Here is a 21,718-nt window from a genome sequence, read left to right on the forward strand (position 1 = left end):
TACACGTGAGTGAAATCATACATCGTACGAAAACCAGACCCGTTAAAGTTGGTAATTTAACAATCGGTGGAAATAATGAGGTTGTTATTCAAAGTATGACAACAACGAAAACACATGATGTCGAAGCAACTGTCGCTGAGATTAACCGCCTAGAGGAAGCTGGTTGCCAAGTTGTACGTGTTGCATGTCCAGATGAACGTGCGGCAAATGCAATTGCTGAAATAAAAAAGAGAATTAATATACCACTTGTAGTTGATATTCATTTTGATTATAAACTTGCTCTAAAAGCTATTGAAGGCGGAGCGGATAAAATAAGAATTAACCCGGGAAATATCGGCAGAAAAGAAAAAGTTGAAGCTGTAGTAAAAGCCGCAAAAGAACGTAACATACCAATACGAATTGGTGTAAATGCTGGTTCTCTCGAAAAACGTATCTTAGAGAAATATGGATACCCTACTGCAGATGGTATGGTAGAAAGCGCTCTTCACCATATTAAAATTTTAGAGGATTTAGATTTTCATGACATCATTGTATCGATGAAGGCTTCTGATGTAAATCTTGCTATTGAGGCTTATGATAAAGCTGCAAGAGCATTCGATTATCCATTGCACTTAGGAATTACGGAATCAGGTACATTGTTTGCTGGGACGGTAAAAAGTGCTGCTGGCTTAGGTGCCATCTTAAGTAAAGGAATTGGGAACACAGTACGCGTATCGCTAAGCGCTGATCCTGTAGAAGAAGTTAAAGTTGCTCGAGAGTTATTAAAATCCTTTGGATTAGCAGCGAATGCCGCTACTTTAATTTCTTGCCCAACATGCGGTCGTATCGAAATTGACCTCATTAGCATTGCAAATGAAGTGGAAGAATATATCGCAAAAATCAAGGCTCCAATCAAAGTTGCTGTATTAGGATGTGCCGTTAACGGACCTGGAGAAGCTCGTGAAGCGGATATTGGGATCGCTGGGGCTCGTGGTGAAGGTCTACTCTTCCGTAAAGGAAAAATTGTGCGCAAAGTACCTGAAGAAACTATGGTAGAGGAATTAAAAAAGGAAATTGATAAGATTGCTGAAGAGCACTATGCAAAACAAGAGGCTGAAAAAGCAAAAGCATAACATTTGAAAGGAATCGGTGACCCACCGATTCCTTTTTTTATTAATCATCCTCAGGGAGAATAACCGCTCCTATATTCGCATTGTTTGATAGAGAAGTATCGATATCGTCTTCAAGCGGCTTATCACCATAAAATCGATCTTGAATAGCCATATTGGCACTATACGCATCACTTGCTAAGTCAGTTGATTTTACTCCATTATGAACAGATGCTTTGATCGTTTGCTTCTCTCTCAAATGGAATCCCCCCTAATACAATTTACATAACGAGGGATTGACCTTTTGGCCAATCCCTCTTTCAGTTAGTTTTCTTTTCCTAGAAGAACGGCATAATAAAGATGCCTAAAATAATCGATAAGGCGCCAATTCCAATGGCCCATGCACCGGTTCCAGTAGCACCTCGTCTACGTGCAATAAAGCCGACAATAATACCTGCTGCTCCTAATATGACAGGTAAAATGAACAATGAGATAATGGATAGGGCAAGGGCAAGAAAGCCCATTCCTCTTCCTTCTCCTACAGCTTCCCCTCGATCTGCTTCTGTGTTAACAGTAGCGTTTGTACGACCCATATTGATTGGCTGCAATCTCAGCGGCTGATTCTGTTTCATAATTCTCAAGTTCTCGATCTAGCGGCGTAATCCCCTTATAATCAGGATTGTCAAAACGATCTCGTTCATTGAACTTATTTTCGTCTGCCATTTAGATCCCATCCTTTCTGAATTAAAGGAGCATTAATATTATGAGCAAAGAGAGAAAAACTATAACTGTAAAACTTTTCTGTTCGCTTAAAAATTCATTATGTTACACTTATGTAGTAGGAATCAACGAAGGAGAGAACATGATGTTACGACTAGGAATTGACATTGATGGAACCGTTACAGATCCAAGAACATTTGTCCCGTATTTAAATAAATCATTTAATAAATCTTTAACGTACGAAGATTTAAATCAATATGACTTAACAAAAGTCCTCAATATTACGGAAGAAGAATTTTGGGTTTGGATGGATAAATTTGAACCCATCATTTACAAAGAAGCTCCGCTTGCCCTTCATGCCAAAAACGTCTTAAATGAATGGAAGCATCAGCACGAATTGTTATTTATCAGTGCAAGGAGAAAACATTTGTTGGATATCACGCACAACTGGTTTAATGATCAGGACATTTCTTACCACCATATTGAACTGGTAGGGAGTCATGATAAGCTTGAAGCCGTAAAAAATAATAAGATCTCCATCTTTTTTGAGGACAAGCATGATAATGCCTGTATGATAAGTGAGGAACATCAGATTCCCGTTATTTTGTTTAATACACCTTACAATCAAGATCCGATTCCCAAAGGAGTCATTCGGGTAAATGACTGGCTTGAAGCAAAGAATTGGGTAAATCAATGGTATGATGTGAAAGTTTTATAAAGCGAAAAGCTCTGACACATCGTCAGAGCTTTTTTAATGACATTGCGGACATTTACCATATACTTCAAATTTATGTCCACTTATCTCATAATCATTTAAATTCTCCAAATTTCCCATTGGACAACCTGGCAATTCCTTCGTTTTTCCACACTTCAAACAAATAAAATGATGGTGATGATGTTTACTATCACATGTAAAACGGAAATGTTTTTCCCCGGACAATTCAGTCATTTCAAAAATTCCAAGTTCAGCAAATAAAGATAAATTTCTATAGATAGTATCGAAGCTTAATCCAGGATAATTGTCTTTTAAAGATTCCAAAACATCTTTTGCCGTTAAATACTTATCATAATCTGCAAAAAGTTGAAGCATTTCCTCACGCTTACTTGTATATTTGTATCCTTTGTCTTTCAATAAGTCGAGAGCTTCTTGAACGTTCATGAAACTACTTTCCCCTTTGTCAATTTAGTCCATAAGATTGTCAATATTAAAATAAGCACTGACAAAATAACAATAGTCCCACCTGGTGCTAAGTCTAAATAATAGGCTAGGAATAATCCAATAATAACAGATAATTCGCCAAATAGTACAGAAAAGAAGATTGTTTGCTTAAATCCTTTTGCAATTCGAATGCTCGCTGCAACCGGAAGGGTCATAAGTGAAGATACTAATAAGATGCCTACAATCCTCATAGACCCGCCGATTACAAGGGCAAGCATGAAAATAAAAATAAAATGAATGGATTTCGCATGAATACCAGATGCATTTGCATGCTCCTCGTCAAACGATAGTAAAAAAAGCTCTTTATAAAGAATAAAAACGATACTAATGACTAAAATAGTAATTCCTAGAATAACAAGCATATCTGTTCTACTAACAGCACTTATACTTCCAAATAAATAACTAAATAAATCGGTATTAAAGCCATCTGCTAAAGAAATAAAGATCACACTGATTCCAACACCTGCTGATAATATAATTGGAATGGCTAACTCTTGATAATGTTTATAGACTGTTCTTAGCTTCTCAATAAAAAGTGAGCCTATAACAGAGAAACTCATGCCAAGATAAATAGGATTAAGACCAGCAAAAGTTGAAATTTTCTTTTCAAGCAATAAACTTGCAGCAATTCCTGCCAAAGTAACATGACTTAGTGCATCAGCAATAAGAGACATTCTTCTGACAACTACAAAAACACCTAATAAAGGAGCAATTAAGCCTATGAGCATACCTGATATAAATGCATTTTGTAAAAATTCATATTCAAAAAGACTACTTAACATCTTGTATATCCTCCATTAATGGGAGTGATCATGTGACAACACATGTAGAGAGTGCCCATAAAAGTCAGACATCTCATCGTCCTTTAATAATTCAAATTCCTTTGAGTTTCCATGGAAGTGCAGGTGCTTATTAATACATGCAACATGGGAAACTTTATCTGATATTGTTCCAATATCATGGGTAACTAATATAAGGGTGATACCTAATTCCTTATTTAAGTTAAGAAGCATATCATAAAAATTTTGAACTGTCTTCGCATCAACTCCAACAGTTGGCTCATCTAAAATCAATAATTTTGGATCACTAACAATTGCTCTTGCAATAAAAGCTCTTTGTTGTTGTCCTCCCGACAGCTCTCCGATGTTCCTTTTTGTAAATTCACTTAATCCAACAGCATCAATCGCTTCATACACTCGCTTCCGATCTTGTTGTTTCATAAATTTAAACAATCCGAGTCTTGATGTTAATCCACTGGAAACGACTTCAAAAACCGAAGCAGGGAATCCTGTGTTAAAGCTATTTGCTTTTTGCGAAACAAATCCAATTTCATGCCAGTTTTTGAACTTTTGGATAGATTGACCAAAGAGCTTAATCTCACCTTGTTGGGGTTTCAATAGACCCAATAAACATTTTAATAATGTTGTTTTTCCAGATCCATTTGGACCAACAAGACCAAGAAAGCTTCCTTGTTCAATTGTTAAATTTATATTTTCAAGAACTTTTTGTCGTTCATACGTATAATCTACATGTTTTATTTCTACTATAGGTTGATTCATCTTTCTTCATCCTTTACGATTTAAGAATCGTTCCGATTTAATAAAAATACGTTTAAAAGGTATCTTATTTATAACATGAAAATTGTACAGGATTCTTACTTAAAAGTAAAGGATAATTGCTTGTAAAAAAACAGCACATTTTAGATCAAATCTCCATACATTGTTTCAGAGGAGGTTTGAAAATGATCTTATTTCAAAAAATTATTAATCAAAAGTTAAACAACATTTCTGTTGAGGAACTTATGCAATATGCCAAACAATTTAATATTTCAATAGGTCAATTTTCAAGCAGCCGAAGTAGTGAAAGCAATGAATGGAAAAAATATCAATATCTTTAATGTGAATGAAAGAAAAAAGCTGTTATCGCAAATTGCATCCATTACCTCTCCACAAACGGCACAGCAGGTTAATCAATTATTTCAGAAATTCACTAATTGACCATATACTTAGAAACTAGGAGCATCAAGTTATTTCTAGGAACAGTAAATATTTGTTACTGTTCCTTTTTATTTGCCATAAAAAAGAGAGCAGCACTGATTGCAGCTCCCTCCCTAATTGTTACTGATTTGCTATTTTATCTAGTAGTCCCTCGTCAAATGTTTTTTCTTTTAACATATTGATTTCAAATTGATAAGGAGGCTTCTTGTACTTTTTATCTTCCCCAACGAAAGGAGTTTCTAATATTTTCGGAACATCTATTAAAGAAGGATGATGAACAATTTGACTAAGTGCTTCAAAGCCAATATGTCCAAACCCAATGTTTTCGTGTCGGTCCTTTCTTGCTCCCATTGGATTTTTACTATCATTAATATGAAGAACTTTTATTCGGTCAAGTCCAATTATGGAGTCAAACTCTTTTAACACACCATCAAAATCATTCACAATATCGTAACCAGCGTCATGCGTATGACATGTGTCAAAGCAAACAGATAAATGTTGGTTATGTGTAACACCATCTATAATTTTCGCTAACTCATCAAATGAACGTCCACATTCCGAACCTTTACCAGCCATTGTTTCAAGCGCAATTTGAACTTCTTGGTTTTGTTCAAGAACTTCATTTAAGCCTCAATAATTTTTCTGATTCCTTCATCCGCTCCAGCACCTACATGTGCACCAGGGTGAAGAACAATTTGCTTTGCACCAATTGCATGAGTTCTTTCAATCTCAGATCGTAAGAAATCAACACCTAATTGAAAGGTTGCGGGATTGGTTGTGTTACCAATATTAATAATATAAGGGGCATGTACAATAATTTCTTCGATTCCATGCTCCTTCATATGTTCTTTACCGGCTTCTATATTCAAATCTTCTATTTTTTTACGTCTTGTATTCTGAGGGGCACCAGTGTATACCATAAATGTATTGGCACCGTATGATACAGCTTCTTCACTAGATGTAAGAAGCATCTTTTTCCCGCTCATTGACACATGTGAACCAATTTTCAACATTTACTCTCTCTCCCTATTTTTGTTTTTTGTTTAACCTTCTTTTTCTCTTTTTAATTTGTTCCATTTCTCGGCCCATCTTCTTTTTATAGCCTGGTTTTACCTTTTTAGGTTTTTGAACAATACTTTTCGCTAAAGCATCTACCTCGTCTGTTACTCTTTTTCGATTTTGACGACGTTTTCTGTCATCAATGTCACGCCATTCTTCACCAACAAAATCTTTATTAATAAATTCAATACCTTGCTTTTCAAGCTTGTTTAACGCATCTTCATCAGAAGTCTCATATAATGTGACAGCAATACCTGAACTGCCTGCACGAGCTGTTCTTCCAACTCGATGAATATAAAACTCTAAATCGTTTGTAGGAATTTCATAGTTTAAAACATGACTTATTCCTTTAATGTCAATTCCACGTGCAGCTAAGTCAGTTGCAACAACATATTGGAATTCTAAATCATTAATTTGCTTCATCATTTTTTTCCGATCACGCGGGGATAAATCACCATGTATTCTTCCGACCTTTAAGCCTTTTTCAATGAGTGCATCTGCCAACTCATCCGCATTCTTTTTAGTGTTTGTGAAAACAATGGCTAAAAAAGGATTAAAATTCTTAAGCATATCATGAACAAGTTGCTTCTTATCGCGATGTCTTACTGGAACAAGAATATGTTCAATCTTTGCTGCAGTAGCCTGTTTAGGAGCTACATGTGTAAATTTTGGATTTGCCAAGTATTTTTTCAAAAATGGTTTTAGCTTTTCTGGAATAGTCGCAGAAAAAACTAAAATTTGTAATTGATCAGGCATTTGCCCTGCAACCATATCCACATCTTTTATAAATCCCATATCTAAGATCATATCTGCTTCGTCAACTACAAATGAACGAACCCGATTGATTACTAGTGCGTTTTCTTTTACAAGGTCATTTATTCGCCCTGGTGTACCTACAACGATTTGTGGTTGGGTTTTTAATTTTTCTATTGTTCTTTGTTTATCAGTACCACCTATAAAAAGCTTTGCAGATATATTATCCGATGAAAAAGCAATTAGTTTTCCAACCTCATTGTAAATTTGTGATGCTAATTCTCTTGTCGGAGCCGTTATAACGACTTGTACTTCTTGTCGATCAGTATCAACTTGATTAATTAATGGTAGTAAGTAAGCATGTGTTTTTCCTGTACCAGTTTGTGATTGTCCAATTGCACTTTCACCTCTTAAAATAGAGGGAATTAATCGCTCCTGTATCTCAGTTGGCTCAAAGAATTTTAATTCTTTTGTGATTGCTTCTATAATAAAAGGCTTTAATGAAAAACGCTCAAATTTTGTTTGTTCCATAAGTATCTCTCCTTTTTGATAAAGTTCTTATTTTATACATAAATCGACACTTTATCAGTCCATCATTAGATTATACCTTATTGAATAAAAAACTCAAATTATGTAAAACATTTTTTCATTTTTTTATATAACAGAAACCAATTGACCTTTAAATGCATAGTCTAAAACAGGGTAAAGAACTTTGAAAGGAGGAATTTTTATGTTTCAGCAAAGACCGATGCCTCCTATGAATTCCAGAGGTTACTTCCCACAACAAGGGCAAATTCCGATGGGACGACAAGCAAATCCAGGCTCATTCATGGGCAGAGGACAATTAGGATCGCAAATGGCTGCTAGAGGCGCAGGTGGTGGCGGTGGATTAAAAGGTATTCTTTCGAAAATACTGCCGGGCTCACAAGGTGCAGCTGGAGGAGGGATAAATCCCCAAAGCTTTATTGGTGGTGCAAATGCTGCTTCAAATGCAACTAGAGCCACCGGATCTCTTCAAGGACTGATGAATCCTTCAAACATTTCAGGAATGCTTGGTAATGTGCAACGTGTATTAGGAATGGCACAGCAGGTAACACCAATGGTCCAACAATACGGTCCATTAGTAAAGAATCTTCCGGCTATGGTAAAAATTTATCGTGAGCTAAACAGCAGTAATGATAATGAGTCAAATGATTCCACAAATGAAACAACTCAAGCAGCCACTGTTACAGAACAGTCGAATCAGCCAACAAATCAAAACGTTGGTAAAAAAACATCTAAAAAAGAGTCTCCAAGTATTTCTGAAGAAGTTATCCAATCTACTGAAACCAAAAAGCGTAAACCAATGCCAAGAAGCTCTCAGCCAAAAATGTATATCTAATATTCCTCTTTGTATTCTTTCCTGAATTTCGTTATAATATTAAGAGATTGTGAGATATAAGAGCCGTTTAGCGGCTTTTTTTTCAGTAGAAGCAGGGACAAAGGGTCGATCATTTGTCAGCTCTCTATTTGATCTCTTAAGGAGGCAATATAATGGATATCATTAAAATCGCTCCACGCGGTTATTGTTATGGTGTTGTCGATGCAATGGTTATTGCAAAAAATGCAGCATTAGATAAATCTTTACCTAGACCTATCTACATTTTAGGAATGATTGTTCATAATAAACATGTAACAGATGCCTTTGAAGAGGATGGCATTATTACTTTAGATGGGGAAAACCGCTTAGAAATCTTAGAAAAGGTTGATAAAGGAACGGTTGTATTTACTGCCCACGGGGTATCACCTGAAGTAAGAAAGCTTGCTAAGGAAAAGGGACTTGTTACGATTGATGCCACATGTCCGGATGTTTCTAGAACACATGACCTTATTCGTGAAAAAGAAGCAGAAGGGTACAACGTGATTTATATCGGCAAAAAAGGACACCCTGAGCCAGAAGGTGCTGTCGGGGTGGCACCAGAAATTGTGCATCTTGTCGAATCAGTTGAAGATGTGGAACAACTCATTCTTGAAAATGAAAAACTGGTCGTTACGAATCAAACAACAATGAGTCAATGGGATGTTGCCGACATTATGGAAAAAGTAAAAGAAAAATTTCCGCATGTTGAAATTCATCGTGAAATTTGCTTAGCTACTCAGGTCCGTCAAGAAGCTGTTGCTGAACAAGCAACAGAAGCAGATTTAACAATTGTTGTAGGTGACCCGAAAAGTAATAATTCAAATCGATTAGCACAAGTATCTGAGCAAATTGCCGGCACAAGAGCATACCGAATCTCAGATATAAGTGAGCTTAAACTTGAGTGGTTAAAAGATGTCAAAACTGTTGCAGTAACTGCAGGAGCATCCACTCCAACGCCTATTACAAAGAAGGTTATTCAGTTCTTAGAACAATATAATCCGGACGACGAATCAACATGGAGTTTGGATCATAAAGTTCCATTATCTAAGATACTTCCAAAAGTAAAGGTGAAAAATTCTTAATATAAGAAACAAAATCCCATTCAGAAATGAATGGGATTTTTCTTATTCTATACAAATTTAAATGGATTTGTATCAACCTGAGATCCAAAGACCTTCACATCAAACTTTTCTTTCAAGCATAATTCTCCTAATTTTTTAGAAACTCCATCAATCATCACTTTTTCCACATGATGACCTGGATCTATAACATTTAAATCCATCATCATAGCATCATGTGCAACATGGAAGTAAAGATCTCCAGTAACATAAACATCTGCACCTTTAAATTTTGCCTGTTGGATATATTTATTACCATCCCCACCCAGAACGGCAACTTTTTTAACTTTCACATCTGTTTTTCCAACCATTCTTACACGTTCAACATGCAAAGAGCTTTTAACATGTTCAGCAAACTCCTGAAGTGTTAGTTCTTTGTTTAATTTCCCAATTCGCCCCAGGCCCAAAATTTCTCCCTTTTGTTCTACAGGATAAATATCATAAGCTACTTCTTCATAAGGATGTGATTTCAACATAGCTTGAATGACCTTTTTTTGAATTGACTGAGGGAAAATTGTTTCAATTCTGTGTTCGTCTTCATACTCAAGTTTCCCCTTTTCGCCTATGAATGGATTTGCCTGATCTAGTGGCAAAAAGCTTCCCTCTCCTTTAGCTGAAAAAGAACAGTGACTATAGGCACCGATATGACCAGCTCCTGCACTTCCTAAAGCATCTCTCACCACTTTTTCATGGGTACCTGGTACAAACACTACCAGCTTCTTTAATTGATCCTCATACGTAGGAACAAGCACTTCTAAATTGGTTAATTGCAATGCTTCTGCTAATAAATCATTAACCCCGCCATTAGCTACATCCAAATTAGTATGTGCAGCATACAACGCAATGTCGTGTTTGATACACTTTTCAAGCATTCTTCCATAAGTGGTTTCAGTTGATAGTGTTTTAATTGGTCTAAAAATCGGAGGATGATGAGCAATTATTAAATCAACATTTTGATTGATCGCTTCATCAATAACAGATTCAACTACATCTAAAGTAATCATCACATTTTTGACTTTTTTGTTTAAACTACCAATTTGAAGCCCTATTTTATCTCCTTCAACAGCATATGCTTTTGGAGAGAATGCCTCAAACAATTGAATGACTTCATAGCCATTTGGTATTTTAGTCATATGCTTAGAACCTCCTCTACCAGCTTCATTTGCTTTATTATTTCTTGATATTTCTCATTCTTTTCATATGTATGTCCAGCTTCTTCAAGTTTCGCAATAATGGATTTCCAATGATGATATTCCCCAGTCCATTTTTTTGAAACGTTTCTGATTTCTCCTTAGCTAAAATTGGTCCTAACAGTAATCCTGCTTCATAAGAATAGTGATCATATGGACGCTTCGCTTCACCTTTTTCCGCTACAAGTACTTCATAAAGCTTATCATCTTCCTCTAATATTTCTTCTTCAATAAGCTCCCATCCGTTGTCTACTAACCACTCACGTATATAGTGGGCATGAATATTAGGTTGAAGGATTAAACGAGTTACACCTGTTAATTTTGATTTACCTTCTTCTAAAATCTTTTTAATTAGTGCACCACCCATACCTGCAATGGTAATGCAGTCAACAGACTCACCGTCCTCTATTACTGAAAGTCCATCACCTTGTCTTACAGATATTACATTAGTAAGATTACATTTCATTACCTGATTTTTAGCAGATAAATAAGGACCATCTGTAATTTCCCCGGCAATCGCAGCCTTAGCCTTTCCTTGTAAGATAGAGTAACAAGGTAAATAAGCATGATCCGAGCCTATATCAGCAAAGATCGCATCTTTTGGAACATAAGATGCAACTGTTTCAAGTCTTTTTGATAGTTTTAATTCATTCATAAAGTTAGTCACCACAATTCGTTATTCTACATTTTCTTGGACATCATTAGCTTGTCCAAAAGCTCCTATTTAAAAGTATAAAAAAAGTCCTTCACAGATGCAAAGGACTTCTTTATTTGTAGGTTATTTAATTTGAGATACCCATTCAGCCATTTCGTCCAGCTTTTCATCTGGAACAAGACCAGCAGGCATAATTCCTCTACCTTCTTTAAGTGTTGTTTTAATATCATCTACACTTAGTTTCTCACCAACGCCTACAAGTGCAGGACCAGCTCCGCCCTCATAGTTTTGTCCATGACATGAAATACAATTTTGTTGGTAAATTTCTTCCGGTGTAGCGTTTGCAACATCTTCGGTTTTTGGTTCTTCTTCTCCGCCACTAGCTAGTTCTTCATGATCGCCAATACCTTTAAAAGATAAAAGGAACATAAGGCCGATTCCTAGCACAGCAATTAATAAAAATGGAATAAGTGGATTGCGATTCATCATGTAACCTCCCTTATGTAAATAGTGAGCCTTTTCATCAGAGGCAACATATCATTGCCGTCTAATGATGAGTAGAATTATCGTCTGTCTTACGAGCAGTCCCCTCCGATAATTCTTTTATCTACTTTCATTTAGCTTTGTTATTTTGATGGATGATTTTCTTCTCCATGGGTGGTCGCTGCCCATTGGAATACTTCCGATAATCAACATATAGTCAAAATGAACAATATAGCTACATTTCATAGGGTTCTACTGCCCGGTACTGCTGGATAATCAACATAAGTACAATTTTTATAAACAATCTCTATTTTACTGTAATTTTTGAAATAGGAAAAGACCTATCTTTTAACATCTCCATGTTTTTCACACTTTAGACAAAAAACAGACAATAGTTATATGTAAGCGTAATTCTTTGTTGACATTATATCCAGTAAATACTTTCAAAATATAATACTTAAGATAACGATGAAGAGGTTTATTATACCACTTACAAGCAGATAATAGATTCGAAATAACTTCCCAATTACAACCCAGAGCATACAATTACAAACAACTGTCAGTACAACCCAAAGCTCAGTCCCTTTCACAGCAAAATCTACAATTGTTATGGAACTAACGAATAGTTGCACAAATGTGATCACTAACGGAATTTGAAATGCTGCTTTTTTTCTAATTACGTAAGCGGTAACAAGTCCAGAAGCTAAAACAAATATTCCTGCTGTAACTGTTTGCAAAACAAAAGACAATTCAGTAAAATAGGTGACAAGAAGAGTACAAAGAAGAAGAAAACTAAGAATACCAATTCCAATAAACGCCACATTAGGTCTCTTTGTTTTTTCTACTGGTTGTCCCTTTTCATCATGGGAGCCTTCTGTATAGAGGGCAAGTAAAAAATTACAGTAAGTGTCAGGAAGCAACTTACTTTCTTTCCAATATTTAATCTCGTTAACAATAATGTCTTTCTTTTCTCTATTCATGTAGTCATCCTTAAAAAGTTGTTTCCTTTATTTTAAAAAGGAAAACCGGACTTGTAAATGAAAAATTTAAAGGCATCCTTTTGCAAAAGAAAAAAAGACGGACAATTGTGTCCGCCCCTTATCCTATTCTAAGAAATCCTTTAGACGTTTACTGCGGCTAGGATGACGTAACTTACGAAGCGCTTTTGCTTCTATTTGTCGAATACGCTCGCGTGTTACACCAAATACTTTTCCAACCTCTTCAAGAGTTCTTGTTCTTCCATCATCAAGACCAAAGCGCAGGCGCAATACGTTTTCTTCACGGTCTGTTAATGTATCTAACACATCTTCAAGTTGCTCTTTTAATAATTCATAAGCAGCATGTTCAGAAGGTGAGGTAGCATCCTGATCCTCGATGAAATCTCCTAAATGTGAATCATCTTCTTCACCGATTGGAGTTTCTAATGACACAGGCTCTTGAGCAATCTTCAGAATTTCTCTTACCTTATCAGGAGTTAGTTCCATATCTTCTCCAATTTCTTCTGGAGTTGGTTCTCTACCTAAATCCTGTAATAATTGACGTTGAACACGAATTAATTTATTAATGGTTTCAACCATATGAACCGGAATACGGATTGTTCGGGCTTGGTCTGCAATTGCACGTGTAATCGCTTGACGAATCCACCAAGTAGCATACGTACTAAATTTATAACCTTTTTCATAGTCGAATTTTTCGACAGCCTTCATTAACCCCATATTACCTTCTTGAATTAAATCTAAGAATAACATCCCACGACCAACATAGCGCTTAGCAATACTAACTACTAGACGAAGGTTAGCTTCAGCAAGTCTACGCTTTGCTTCTTCATCGCCTTCCTCAATACGCTTAGCTAAATTAATTTCTTCATTAGCTGATAATAAATCAACACGGCCAATTTCTTTCAGATACATTCTTACAGGGTCATTTATTTTAACTCCAGGCGGAACACTTAAGTCATTTAAATCAAATTCTTCTTCCTTAGCAAGATCTTGAATATTTGGATCAGCATCTTCAACATCTTCACCCGCTTCACCAATTAGTTCAACACCTTGTTCACCAAGAAATTCATAATACTCATCCATTTGGTCTGATTCGATTTCAAAGTTAGACATACGTTCTGCAATTTCTTCATATGTCAAAACTCCACGTTTTTTCCCAATTTCAGTTAACTGATCTTTCACCTGTTCAAAGGTTACTTCTGTCTCATGGGTTTGTTTATCAGCCATAGGATCCCCTCCTTCCAGACTTACCATCGTAAGATAAGCATTTGGATTACTGTTTTTGAAATAGTATTCCTATATATAAGATGACTTGGCTATCATTAACCACATCATCAATTGCTTACTTATTATGATTTTAGAGCTTGTTTTAATTGAATAATTTCCATTGCAATCTGAGCCGCTTCTTTAAATTGCTTGTTTCGTTCAGCTTCATTTTTTTCAATTTCTTTTTCTTTTATCATTAACATTTTTTGATGATTCAACACCTGTTTTATATAATCAGATAACTCCTGTTCAGTTACTTCAGAGTTTAAGGTAATCATCGCAATGTTGGATACGGTATGTTGTAATTCAGGGTTTGGTAATCTAGAAAGAAAAGAACTTACATTTTCTTCATTTCCTTCCTCATAAAAACCATATAAATAAGTGACAATTGCCTTGTGCTCTTCAATATTAAATTGGAGACCAAGCCGATCAAGAACCTTTTCAGCAATATCTTTACTTCTTAGCATATGTCCTATCAACATTCTTTCAGCCGTATGAAATGCTGGTAATAACCGCTTTGATTGAATAGGCACTCTTTTTGGCTGCTGCTGAGACATTTTATTTTGTTGCTGCGGAGGCTGCTGTTTACTTATTTGTTTTTCCTTCTGAAAAGTTTGCTCCTTCAACACATCCATTGACAGGTCAAATTCCGAGGATAATTGTTTTAAGTAAATTTCTTTTTCAACAGCATTCTCAATTCTAGATAGTTCGGTAAGAACAGAATCTATATATTGAAGTCTCTCCCCCTCATTATGAAGATTTTTTCCTCTTCGATAATAAGTCATTTTAAATGTCATGATCGGTACACTTGCCCCTATTACATCATGTTTGAATTTCTCTTCTCCGAACTTTTTGATGTAGTCATCAGGGTCCATACCATCTGGAACCATTGCAACCTTTATGTTACATCCTGCTGCCTTTAATATCTTAGAAGCTCTCATGGTTGCTTCAATTCCGGCAGAATCAGAATCATAACATATTATCACTTCAGATACATTTCTTCGTATGATTTTTGCCTGTTCTTCTGTTAAAGAGGTTCCCATTGTCGCAATTGCCTGTTCCACACCAGCACGTGTTGAAGAAATAACATCGGCAAATCCTTCGAATAGGACAACTTGTTGATTTTTCCGAATATGTAATCTTGCACGGTGAAAATTATAAAGCAGCTTGCTTTTATTAAATATTTTCGTCTCTGGGCTATTTAAGTATTTAGGTTTTTCGTCACCAAGCACTCTTCCTGAAAAAGCAATTGTATTACCATGATGATCCATAATTGGGAACATGATTCGATTCCTAAATCGGTCAAAAAATTCATTGTCAGAGTTATTTTTTTTAACAAGTAACCCTGCTTCCTCCATTAATGAAAGGTCAAACCCTCTTTTTTCTAAAAACTTTGAAATAAAGTCCCAAGAATCTAGAGAATAGCCAATTTCAAACGCATCGATTGTTTCTTTTGTAAATCCTCTATTCAATAAGTAATCTAATGCAGGTTGACCTTCTTTTGTGTTTACTAACAAATGGTGGTAAAATTTCTTTAACAGCTCATGCGCTTCAACCATTTTGTCTGTACTTTTCGAAGCAACTTTCCCTTGATTTTGATCAACTGGCGAAAGAGAAGGCAAATCGATTCCAGCCTTGTCTGCTAAGTGCTGTGCTGCTTCTATGAAAGTATATCCTTCATGTTGCATAAGAAAAGAAAAGACATTCCCTCCAGCACCACATCCAAAGCAATGGAATATTTGCTTATCAGCTGAAACAGAGAACGAAGGTGACTTTTCACCATGAAACGGACATAACCCAAAATAATTCCGTCCTTGTTTCTTCAATTGAACATATTCACTTATCACATCAACAATGTCAGAAGTTCTTTGTATTTTTTCGAGTAATTCCTCGGGAATTCGATTTCCCATGCTAACAACTCCGTATTACAGATATTCGATATTTATTCAAGTTCTCCTGCATGTTTCGACAAAATTTTTTCTAAATTTGTGATAAAATTTAAAGTATCTTCATCTGTAAACTTTTTTGGTCCTTTCGTATATTTGCCTCCTTTTCTTTCCATAGCAGACAAGTATCGAAATTGAAGAGCTGTATCAATATTAGCTTCTGTATATTGTTTTACCCTTGGGGTAATGAAAATAACATCTTTTCTTATTAATAAGCCCGCTAAACCAATGTCTTGCGAAATAACAATGTTGTTTTTATTGACGTGGTTTACTATGTATAAATCAGCTTCTTCTTTACCCGTGTCAACAAAAACCCATTCTCCTCCATAAGTATTACCTGTTGTATGGTTATAAGAAGCAACAAATATGACATGCCATAATTTCCGCTTTAACTGGACAAGCATCAGCATCTACATAAATTTTTTTATTTTTTTCGTCATATTTCTCTATTCTACATCACTCCGAAAATTCCTTCTTATTTCACACCTTTGATAGTTACTATTCGAGAGAACTTTCTAAAATTCCTTTTGTCGAAAATTTTTTTATATAATATCTTGACAGTTTACAATTAATAGTTTATTCCCATATGTCAAGTTCTAAACCTAAAAAAAGTATTTTTTATCACAATTTTTTATTATAATACAAAGGTTCATAAATTTCTATTGTTTTTTTGTCGTAATCAATCGTAAAATATCACCATTTGACAAATGAAACCAAGAACACGAAGGAAAAGGATGACTATTACAGCCACCCCTTGGAATTTATTCCCTTTACCAATCTTTAATTTTGGTTATTCATAAAATTAGCAATAATATTTGCTGTTTCCTCAACCGCCTTATTTGATACATCCACAACCTTACAGCCTATTTTCTCTACCACTTTATCAAAATAATTCAATTCCTCTTTAATGCGATCGATATTTGCGTAAAAGGCCTCATCATTTAAGCCTAATGATTTTAACCTTTCTTTACGGATATTGTTTAATTTCTCCGGCATGATACGTAATCCGATACATTTTTGTGCTGAGACCTTATAAAGCTCTTCAGGTGGCTCTACTTCTGGAACAATCGGTACATTTGCCACTTTGAACCGCTTATGAGCTAAATACTGAGAAAGTGGAGTTTTAGAAGTCCTTGAAACACCTATTAAAACAATATCAGCCTTTAGTATTCCTCTTGGGTCACGGCCATCATCGTATTTAACAGCAAATTCAATAGCCTCAACCTTTTTAAAATAATCATCATCTAACTTCCGTACTCTTCCTGGCTCATATTTTGCAGTTATCCCATAAGAAGTTTCCATCTTATCAATAAGGGGACCAATGATGTCATAATAAACAACACCTTGTCTTGTTGCTTCTTCAATGAGAAATTCTCTTAATTCTGGTACAACTAATGTGAAGCACACAATAGCTTTTTCCTGCTTTGCCAACGAAAGAACCTCAATAATTGTTCCTCTATCCTCAACGTAGGGAATTCTTTTGATTTTCGTATTAGCTGATGCTCCATTAAATTGACTTGCTGCTGCCTTAACTACTAGTTCAGCAGTTTCACCCACAGAGTCCGAAACTACATAAATCAATTGATAACTCATATTCTATTCCCCATTTCAACAGTTAGCTATATTATTCATTAAGAAAGCTAACAAGTATTTTCGTCATATTTGTTTTTGTAATTCTCCCAATAACTTCAAGACCTTGATCTGTATCTTTTACAACTGGTAAACCGTCAATTTGTTTTTCTATGAGAACTTGAGCTACGTCTATAATATAATCTTCAGGCCTACAAACAGTTATATTTGGCATTCGTGTCATGATAATGTTTACCGGGATCGTCGTAAGTTCCTGCTTTCCAATGCTTGTTCGAAGTAAATCCTTTCGAGAAAGAACTCCTATTAAGTGCGATTGTTCATCAACTACAAATAGTGTTCCAACATCTTCTAGGAACATCATACAAATGGCATCATAAACAGAAACATTAACATTTACAACAATTGGAATTGACTGATAGTCTTTAACTTGAAGACCCTTTAGCTCTTCCATAATCAAATGAGTATTTGTTTTACCAGTGAAATAATATCCTACACGTGGTCGTGCCTCTAGATATCCAGCCATTGTCAAAATAGCTAAATCCGGACGAAGGGTAGCTCTCGTTAAGTTCAATTGATCAGCAATTTGTTCACCTGTAATTGGACCATTAGCTTTAACGATTTCAACAATTTGTTCTTGCCTTTTATTTAATTCTATAAGACTCACCGCCTTACTATTAGATATGTATTATTTCATTATGGCTTTTCCAAACATTTTGCAAGGTTGCTCATTTCCGCTAAATCAACCTTATACAACGGTTCAAAGAACCTCTTGATAAGAACAATTTATATAAGATCTTAATTAATATAATAACATTAAACCTCTTGTGTATAACACATTAAAAAATCAGATAAAACTTCAAATGGTTTTATCCATATGTCGATTATATACTATCTACCTATAATGAAAAGATATTGTTTCCGCTTTAATACCTTCGTATCTAAAGAAAAAGGTACTGACAAAGATTAAGTCAGTCCCTTCATATTTGATCATTACTTTACTAAAATGACATTCATTTTTGCAAAGGATTCTATTAATTGAGATAGTTTGACCATTTGAGCCAGACGATTCGCCTTTACATTTTCATCATCTGACATAACCATTGTATGATCAAAATAATCAATAATTACCGGTTTCAATTCTGCTAAAATAACATAATTTTCTCGGATCTTTTCTACCGTTTTAAAGTTGTTTAACTGTTCAACCGCTTGAAGATATGCCTTATAAAGTGATCTTTCATGTTCACTTTCAAATAACTCTTCGTTAATATCTAAGTTATTCCCTTTTTTAGCAATATTCATCACACGAGCCAGTGCTTCAACAGTTTCTTTAAATTCAGGTTCAACCGAAGCCTCTTGAAGAACTTTAGCACGTACAACAAGTGAATTTACTTCAAGTATAGATGATTCTAAAACTGCATCGTTTAAGTCATAACGAATGTTTTCTTCAGCTAAACGATATTTTAATCTTAGTCTAAAGAATGATTGTAATTCTTCTTTTGCTTCAGTAGAACCTTTATCACCATAAAAAGATAGTGCAAGCTCAAATAACTCCGGCAAAGCAATTGTCCATTGCTTCGATAAAAGAATTTGAATAATTCCGCTTGCCTGCCTTCTTAAAGCATATGGGTCCTGTGACCCGGTTGGGATTTTGCCAATGGAGAAAAATCCAACAATTGTGTCTAATTTGTCTGCTAATGCAACAATTGCCCCAACATTTGAAGCAGGTGCTGCATCCTCAGCGTGCCTCGGCATATAGTGTTCGTTAATAGCTCTAGATACTTCTTCCGTTTCACCACTTAGTCTCGCATACTTTTCACCAATTTTCCCTTGAAGCTCAGGGAACTCATATACCATATGTGTAACCAAGTCAAACTTACAAATAGACGCAGCTCTTTCCACGTCTTGCTTTTCATTAGAAGGTACTTGAAGTAGGTCTGCTAATTTGCCAGAAAGGCTAACAATTCGTTTCACCTTTTCTCCTAAAGTTCCTAACTCCTCATGGAAAACAATTTTATCAAGTTTTTTTACGGCATCCCCAATATTGAGCTTCTGATCTTCTTTATAGAAGAAATTTGCATCAGAAAGGCGCGCACGTAACACTTTTTCATTACCTCTTGCAACATTTTCAAGATGGTTTTGATCACCATTTCTTACCGTAATAAAATAAGGCTGTAATTCTCCGGCTTGGCTTCTTACCGGGAAATAACGCTGATGCTCCTTCATCGTTGTAACCAACACTTCATCTGGTAAAGATAAATATTCTTGTTCAAACTTACCAAACAAAGCGGTTGGGTATTCAACAAGATTGTTTACTTCCTCTAACAGGTCCTCATCAACCGGGATGACCCAGTTATGTTCTTGTTCGAGATCTGACAACTGTTGACTTATCGCTTCTTTTCTTTTTACAGGATTTGCAATGACGAATTGTTCCAGTAATACCGTTTCATACAATGAAGGCATCGCAATTTCAACTTTCTCTCCTAAAAAACGATGACCATATGTATATGAATCTGTTTTTACCCCAGTAATTTCAAAAGGAATCACTTCTTGTCCAAATAAGGCTACAAGCCATTTAATTGGTCGGATATATCGTAATTCCTGGCTTCCCCAACGCATGTTTTTTGGGAATGTTAATCCCGTTATTAATTGTTTAGCCTCTGTTAGTAATGTTTTTGCTTCTATTCCTTTTGTAAATTTTTGAACATGAGCATATTCAACGCCATTAATTTCCTTAAAGTAGATATCTTCAACAGAAGCACCTTGTCCTTTTGTAAAGCCTATTGCAGCTTTTGACCAGTTGCCATTCTCATCAAGAGCAATCTTTTTAGCAGGTCCTTTTGCTTCTTCTTCAATATCTGGCTGTTTTTCTAGCACATCTTTTACAAATACAGCTATACGACGTGGAGAGGAATATGTTCTCACTTCGCCATGTGATAATTGTTTTTCATCAAGCCATTTTGTTAATTTGTCTGCAAATTGATTCATTGCATCTGTCACATAATGTGCAGGCACTTCTTCTAAACCAATCTCTAATAATAAATCTTTCTTACTCATGATTTGCTCCTCCTTCCTGTTGTAACATAGGGAAGCCTAATTTTTCTCGCTCTTCATAAAATGTTTTTGCGACTTTTCTAGCTAAGTTTCTTACACGACCGATATAGCCTGTTCGCTCAGTAACAGAGATTGCTCCTTTTGCATCTAAAAGATTAAATGTATGAGAGCATTTTAAAACATAATCATATGCAGGATGGACAAGGCCCTCATCCATCTGTCTCATCGCTTCTTTTTCATAGGTAGAGAACAGATGAAAAAGCATATCCGTATCAGATGTTTCAAAGGTATATTTTGAATGCTCATACTCAGGCATTAAAAAGATATCGCGCACTGTGTATCCATCAGTCCACTCTAAGTCAAATACATTTTCTTTATCTTGAATATAAGATGCAAGCCTTTCAATACCATACGTAATTTCAGCTGAAACTGGCTTACATTCTAACCCGCCAACTTGCTGAAAATAAGTAAATTGAGTGATTTCCATTCCATCTAACCATACTTCCCAACCTAAACCAGCACATCCTAGTGAAGGGTTTTCCCAGTTATCCTCAACAAAGCGAATATCATGCTCTAATGGGTTAATTCCTAATGCACGTAATGAATCAAGGTAAAGCTCTTGAATATTGTCTGGTGAAGGCTTCATTATCACTTGAAATTGATGGTGTTGATAAAGTCTATTAGGGTTTTCCCCATAACGTCCATCAGCAGGTCTTCTAGATGGTTCAACATAAGCCACCTTCCATGGTTCTGGTCCAATACTTCTTAAGAACGTATAAGGACTCATAGTACCTGCACCTTTCTCAGTATCATATGCTTGCATAAGCACACAGCCTTGATCAGACCAATGCTTTTGCAATGTTAGAATCATATTTTGAATATTCATCTTCATAAACCTCCATTATTTTTTAAAAACAAGTTTTTGCTTTAGGGTTTACACGGCCTGGCTTATGTGATGTTTTTATTAAATACCCAGAAGTACACCAGTTTTGGCAACACTCTTTAAAATTTAAAAAGCTCCCGTCCCTATGTCAAACTAATGACATAGGGACGGGAGCTAAAGCCCGCGGTTCCACCCTAATTGCTTATATGTATAAGCCACTTTAAATTAGTATGCTCCAGAATGCCTTTCATTACGGGTCAATCCTTAGCTTTCACCATCCTAAGGTCGCTATCATTGATGTAT

19 protein-coding genes, 5 pseudogenes and 1 other annotated feature (1 of these 25 running past the window's edge) are annotated in these 21,718 nt (G+C 35.6%); of the genes and pseudogenes, 5 read left to right on the forward strand and 19 right to left on the reverse strand.

All coding sequences use genetic code 11. The features are described from left to right. The first annotated feature begins 14 nt into the window (after window positions 1-14). The gene (ispG, locus tag MVE64_RS05695) at window positions 15-1,112 is read left to right on the forward strand and encodes a flavodoxin-dependent (E)-4-hydroxy-3-methylbut-2-enyl-diphosphate synthase (protein ID WP_176551092.1); all 1,098 of its coding nucleotides are present in this window, start codon (window positions 15-17) and stop codon (window positions 1,110-1,112) included. 40 nt (window positions 1,113-1,152) lie between these two features. Here ispG and MVE64_RS05700 read toward each other — a convergent pair whose 3' ends face one another. The 3 genes and pseudogenes from MVE64_RS05700 to MVE64_RS28085 form a co-directional block, all read right to left on the reverse strand. Beyond that, window positions 1,153-1,347 (reverse strand): hypothetical protein, encoded by a 195-nt coding sequence (locus MVE64_RS05700; protein WP_247344573.1) that lies wholly within the window; start codon window positions 1,345-1,347, stop codon window positions 1,153-1,155. A gap of 79 nt (window positions 1,348-1,426) precedes the next feature. Further along, window positions 1,427-1,630 (reverse strand): annotated as a pseudogene (locus MVE64_RS05705) (DUF308 domain-containing protein); the annotation flags it as partial. A gap of 25 nt (window positions 1,631-1,655) precedes the next feature. Then, window positions 1,656-1,811, reverse strand: coding sequence for a hypothetical protein (locus tag MVE64_RS28085; RefSeq protein ID WP_247344578.1), 156 nt, complete (start codon window positions 1,809-1,811; stop codon window positions 1,656-1,658). Between the two features lie 139 nt (window positions 1,812-1,950). On the opposite strand from MVE64_RS28085, the gene MVE64_RS05715 reads away from it, so the two are divergent. After that, window positions 1,951-2,526, forward strand: a complete 576-nt coding sequence (locus tag MVE64_RS05715) for a hypothetical protein (RefSeq protein ID WP_247344581.1) — start codon at window positions 1,951-1,953, stop codon at window positions 2,524-2,526. Window positions 2,527-2,559: 33 nt separating this feature from the next. Here the strand turns inward: MVE64_RS05715 and zur are convergent, their stop codons facing one another. Genes zur through MVE64_RS05730 form a run of 3 tightly spaced genes read right to left on the reverse strand, consistent with a single transcriptional unit; the run spans window position 2,560 to window position 4,586 of the window. After that, a complete protein-coding gene (zur, locus tag MVE64_RS05720; protein ID WP_098797469.1) occupies window positions 2,560-2,967 on the reverse strand; it encodes a zinc uptake transcriptional repressor Zur in 408 nt (135 codons plus the stop codon). After that, complete coding sequence (locus tag MVE64_RS05725; protein WP_247344584.1) at window positions 2,964-3,809, reverse strand: metal ABC transporter permease; 846 nt, start codon at window positions 3,807-3,809, stop codon at window positions 2,964-2,966. The genes zur and MVE64_RS05725 overlap by 4 nt, the downstream gene beginning before the upstream one ends. 15 nt (window positions 3,810-3,824) lie before the next feature. Next, window positions 3,825-4,586, reverse strand: a complete 762-nt coding sequence (locus MVE64_RS05730; protein WP_247344585.1) for a metal ABC transporter ATP-binding protein — start codon at window positions 4,584-4,586, stop codon at window positions 3,825-3,827. Between the two features lie 182 nt (window positions 4,587-4,768). Between MVE64_RS05730 and MVE64_RS05735 the strand changes: the two are divergent. Next, window positions 4,769-5,024 (forward strand): annotated as a pseudogene (locus tag MVE64_RS05735) (DUF2624 domain-containing protein). A gap of 120 nt (window positions 5,025-5,144) precedes the next feature. Here MVE64_RS05735 and MVE64_RS05740 read toward each other — a convergent pair. Both MVE64_RS05740 and MVE64_RS05745 read right to left on the reverse strand, forming a co-directional pair. After that, a pseudogene (locus MVE64_RS05740) lies at window positions 5,145-6,037 on the reverse strand (deoxyribonuclease IV). A gap of 13 nt (window positions 6,038-6,050) precedes the next feature. Beyond that, window positions 6,051-7,367 (reverse strand): DEAD/DEAH box helicase, encoded by a 1,317-nt coding sequence (locus MVE64_RS05745; protein WP_247344588.1) that lies wholly within the window; start codon window positions 7,365-7,367, stop codon window positions 6,051-6,053. 199 nt (window positions 7,368-7,566) lie between these two features. Between MVE64_RS05745 and MVE64_RS05750 the strand changes: the two genes are divergently transcribed. Continuing rightward, entirely contained in the window at window positions 7,567-8,217 is a 651-nt protein-coding gene (locus MVE64_RS05750; RefSeq protein WP_247344590.1) for a YqfQ family protein, read from the forward strand. Between the two features lie 152 nt (window positions 8,218-8,369). Then, window positions 8,370-9,317, forward strand: coding sequence for a 4-hydroxy-3-methylbut-2-enyl diphosphate reductase (locus tag MVE64_RS05755; RefSeq protein WP_247344593.1), 948 nt, complete (start codon window positions 8,370-8,372; stop codon window positions 9,315-9,317). A gap of 47 nt (window positions 9,318-9,364) precedes the next feature. On the opposite strand, the gene MVE64_RS05760 is transcribed toward MVE64_RS05755, so the two are convergent. The 11 genes and pseudogenes from MVE64_RS05760 to glyQ form a co-directional block, all read right to left on the reverse strand. Beyond that, window positions 9,365-10,486 (reverse strand): Nif3-like dinuclear metal center hexameric protein, encoded by a 1,122-nt coding sequence (locus MVE64_RS05760; RefSeq protein WP_247344595.1) that lies wholly within the window; start codon window positions 10,484-10,486, stop codon window positions 9,365-9,367. After that, window positions 10,483-11,198 (reverse strand): annotated as a pseudogene (locus tag MVE64_RS05765) (tRNA (adenine(22)-N(1))-methyltransferase). The gene MVE64_RS05760 and the pseudogene MVE64_RS05765 overlap by 4 nt, the downstream one beginning before the upstream one ends. 123 nt (window positions 11,199-11,321) lie before the next feature. Beyond that, window positions 11,322-11,684: a cytochrome c550 gene (cccA, locus tag MVE64_RS05770; RefSeq protein WP_098797479.1), complete on the reverse strand. Its 363-nt coding sequence runs from the start codon at window positions 11,682-11,684 to the stop codon at window positions 11,322-11,324. Window positions 11,685-12,124: 440 nt separating this feature from the next. Further along, window positions 12,125-12,661, reverse strand: a complete 537-nt coding sequence (locus MVE64_RS05775; protein ID WP_247344599.1) for a hypothetical protein — start codon at window positions 12,659-12,661, stop codon at window positions 12,125-12,127. Between the two features lie 123 nt (window positions 12,662-12,784). Then, window positions 12,785-13,906 carry an RNA polymerase sigma factor RpoD gene (rpoD, locus tag MVE64_RS05780; RefSeq protein ID WP_121662867.1) on the reverse strand — a complete coding sequence of 374 codons (1,122 nt, stop codon included), beginning with the start codon at window positions 13,904-13,906 and terminating at the stop codon, window positions 12,785-12,787. A 122-nt stretch (window positions 13,907-14,028) separates the two neighbouring features. Beyond that, window positions 14,029-15,855, reverse strand: coding sequence for a DNA primase (gene dnaG / locus MVE64_RS05785; protein WP_247344601.1), 1,827 nt, complete (start codon window positions 15,853-15,855; stop codon window positions 14,029-14,031). A 32-nt stretch (window positions 15,856-15,887) separates the two neighbouring features. Continuing rightward, window positions 15,888-16,269: pseudogene (locus MVE64_RS05790) on the reverse strand (YaiI/YqxD family protein). Window positions 16,270-16,671: 402 nt separating this feature from the next. Then, the gene (locus MVE64_RS05795) at window positions 16,672-17,484 is read right to left on the reverse strand and encodes a pyruvate, water dikinase regulatory protein (RefSeq protein WP_121662870.1); all 813 of its coding nucleotides are present in this window, start codon (window positions 17,482-17,484) and stop codon (window positions 16,672-16,674) included. Between the two features lie 31 nt (window positions 17,485-17,515). Then, complete coding sequence (gene ccpN / locus MVE64_RS05800) at window positions 17,516-18,145, reverse strand: transcriptional regulator CcpN (RefSeq protein ID WP_247344604.1); 630 nt, start codon at window positions 18,143-18,145, stop codon at window positions 17,516-17,518. 326 nt (window positions 18,146-18,471) lie between these two features. Continuing rightward, window positions 18,472-20,535: a glycine--tRNA ligase subunit beta gene (gene glyS / locus MVE64_RS05805; RefSeq protein ID WP_247344606.1), complete on the reverse strand. Its 2,064-nt coding sequence runs from the start codon at window positions 20,533-20,535 to the stop codon at window positions 18,472-18,474. Continuing rightward, window positions 20,528-21,418: a glycine--tRNA ligase subunit alpha gene (gene glyQ / locus MVE64_RS05810; RefSeq protein WP_121662873.1), complete on the reverse strand. Its 891-nt coding sequence runs from the start codon at window positions 21,416-21,418 to the stop codon at window positions 20,528-20,530. The genes glyS and glyQ overlap by 8 nt, the downstream gene beginning before the upstream one ends. Window positions 21,419-21,575: 157 nt before the next feature. Further along, window positions 21,576-21,718, reverse strand: a binding site (T-box leader) (it continues 31 nt past the right edge of the window).

It is taken from the genome of Metabacillus endolithicus (assembly GCF_023078335.1).
In the GTDB taxonomy this organism is placed as follows: Bacteria; Bacillota; Bacilli; order Bacillales; family Bacillaceae; genus Metabacillus; species Metabacillus endolithicus.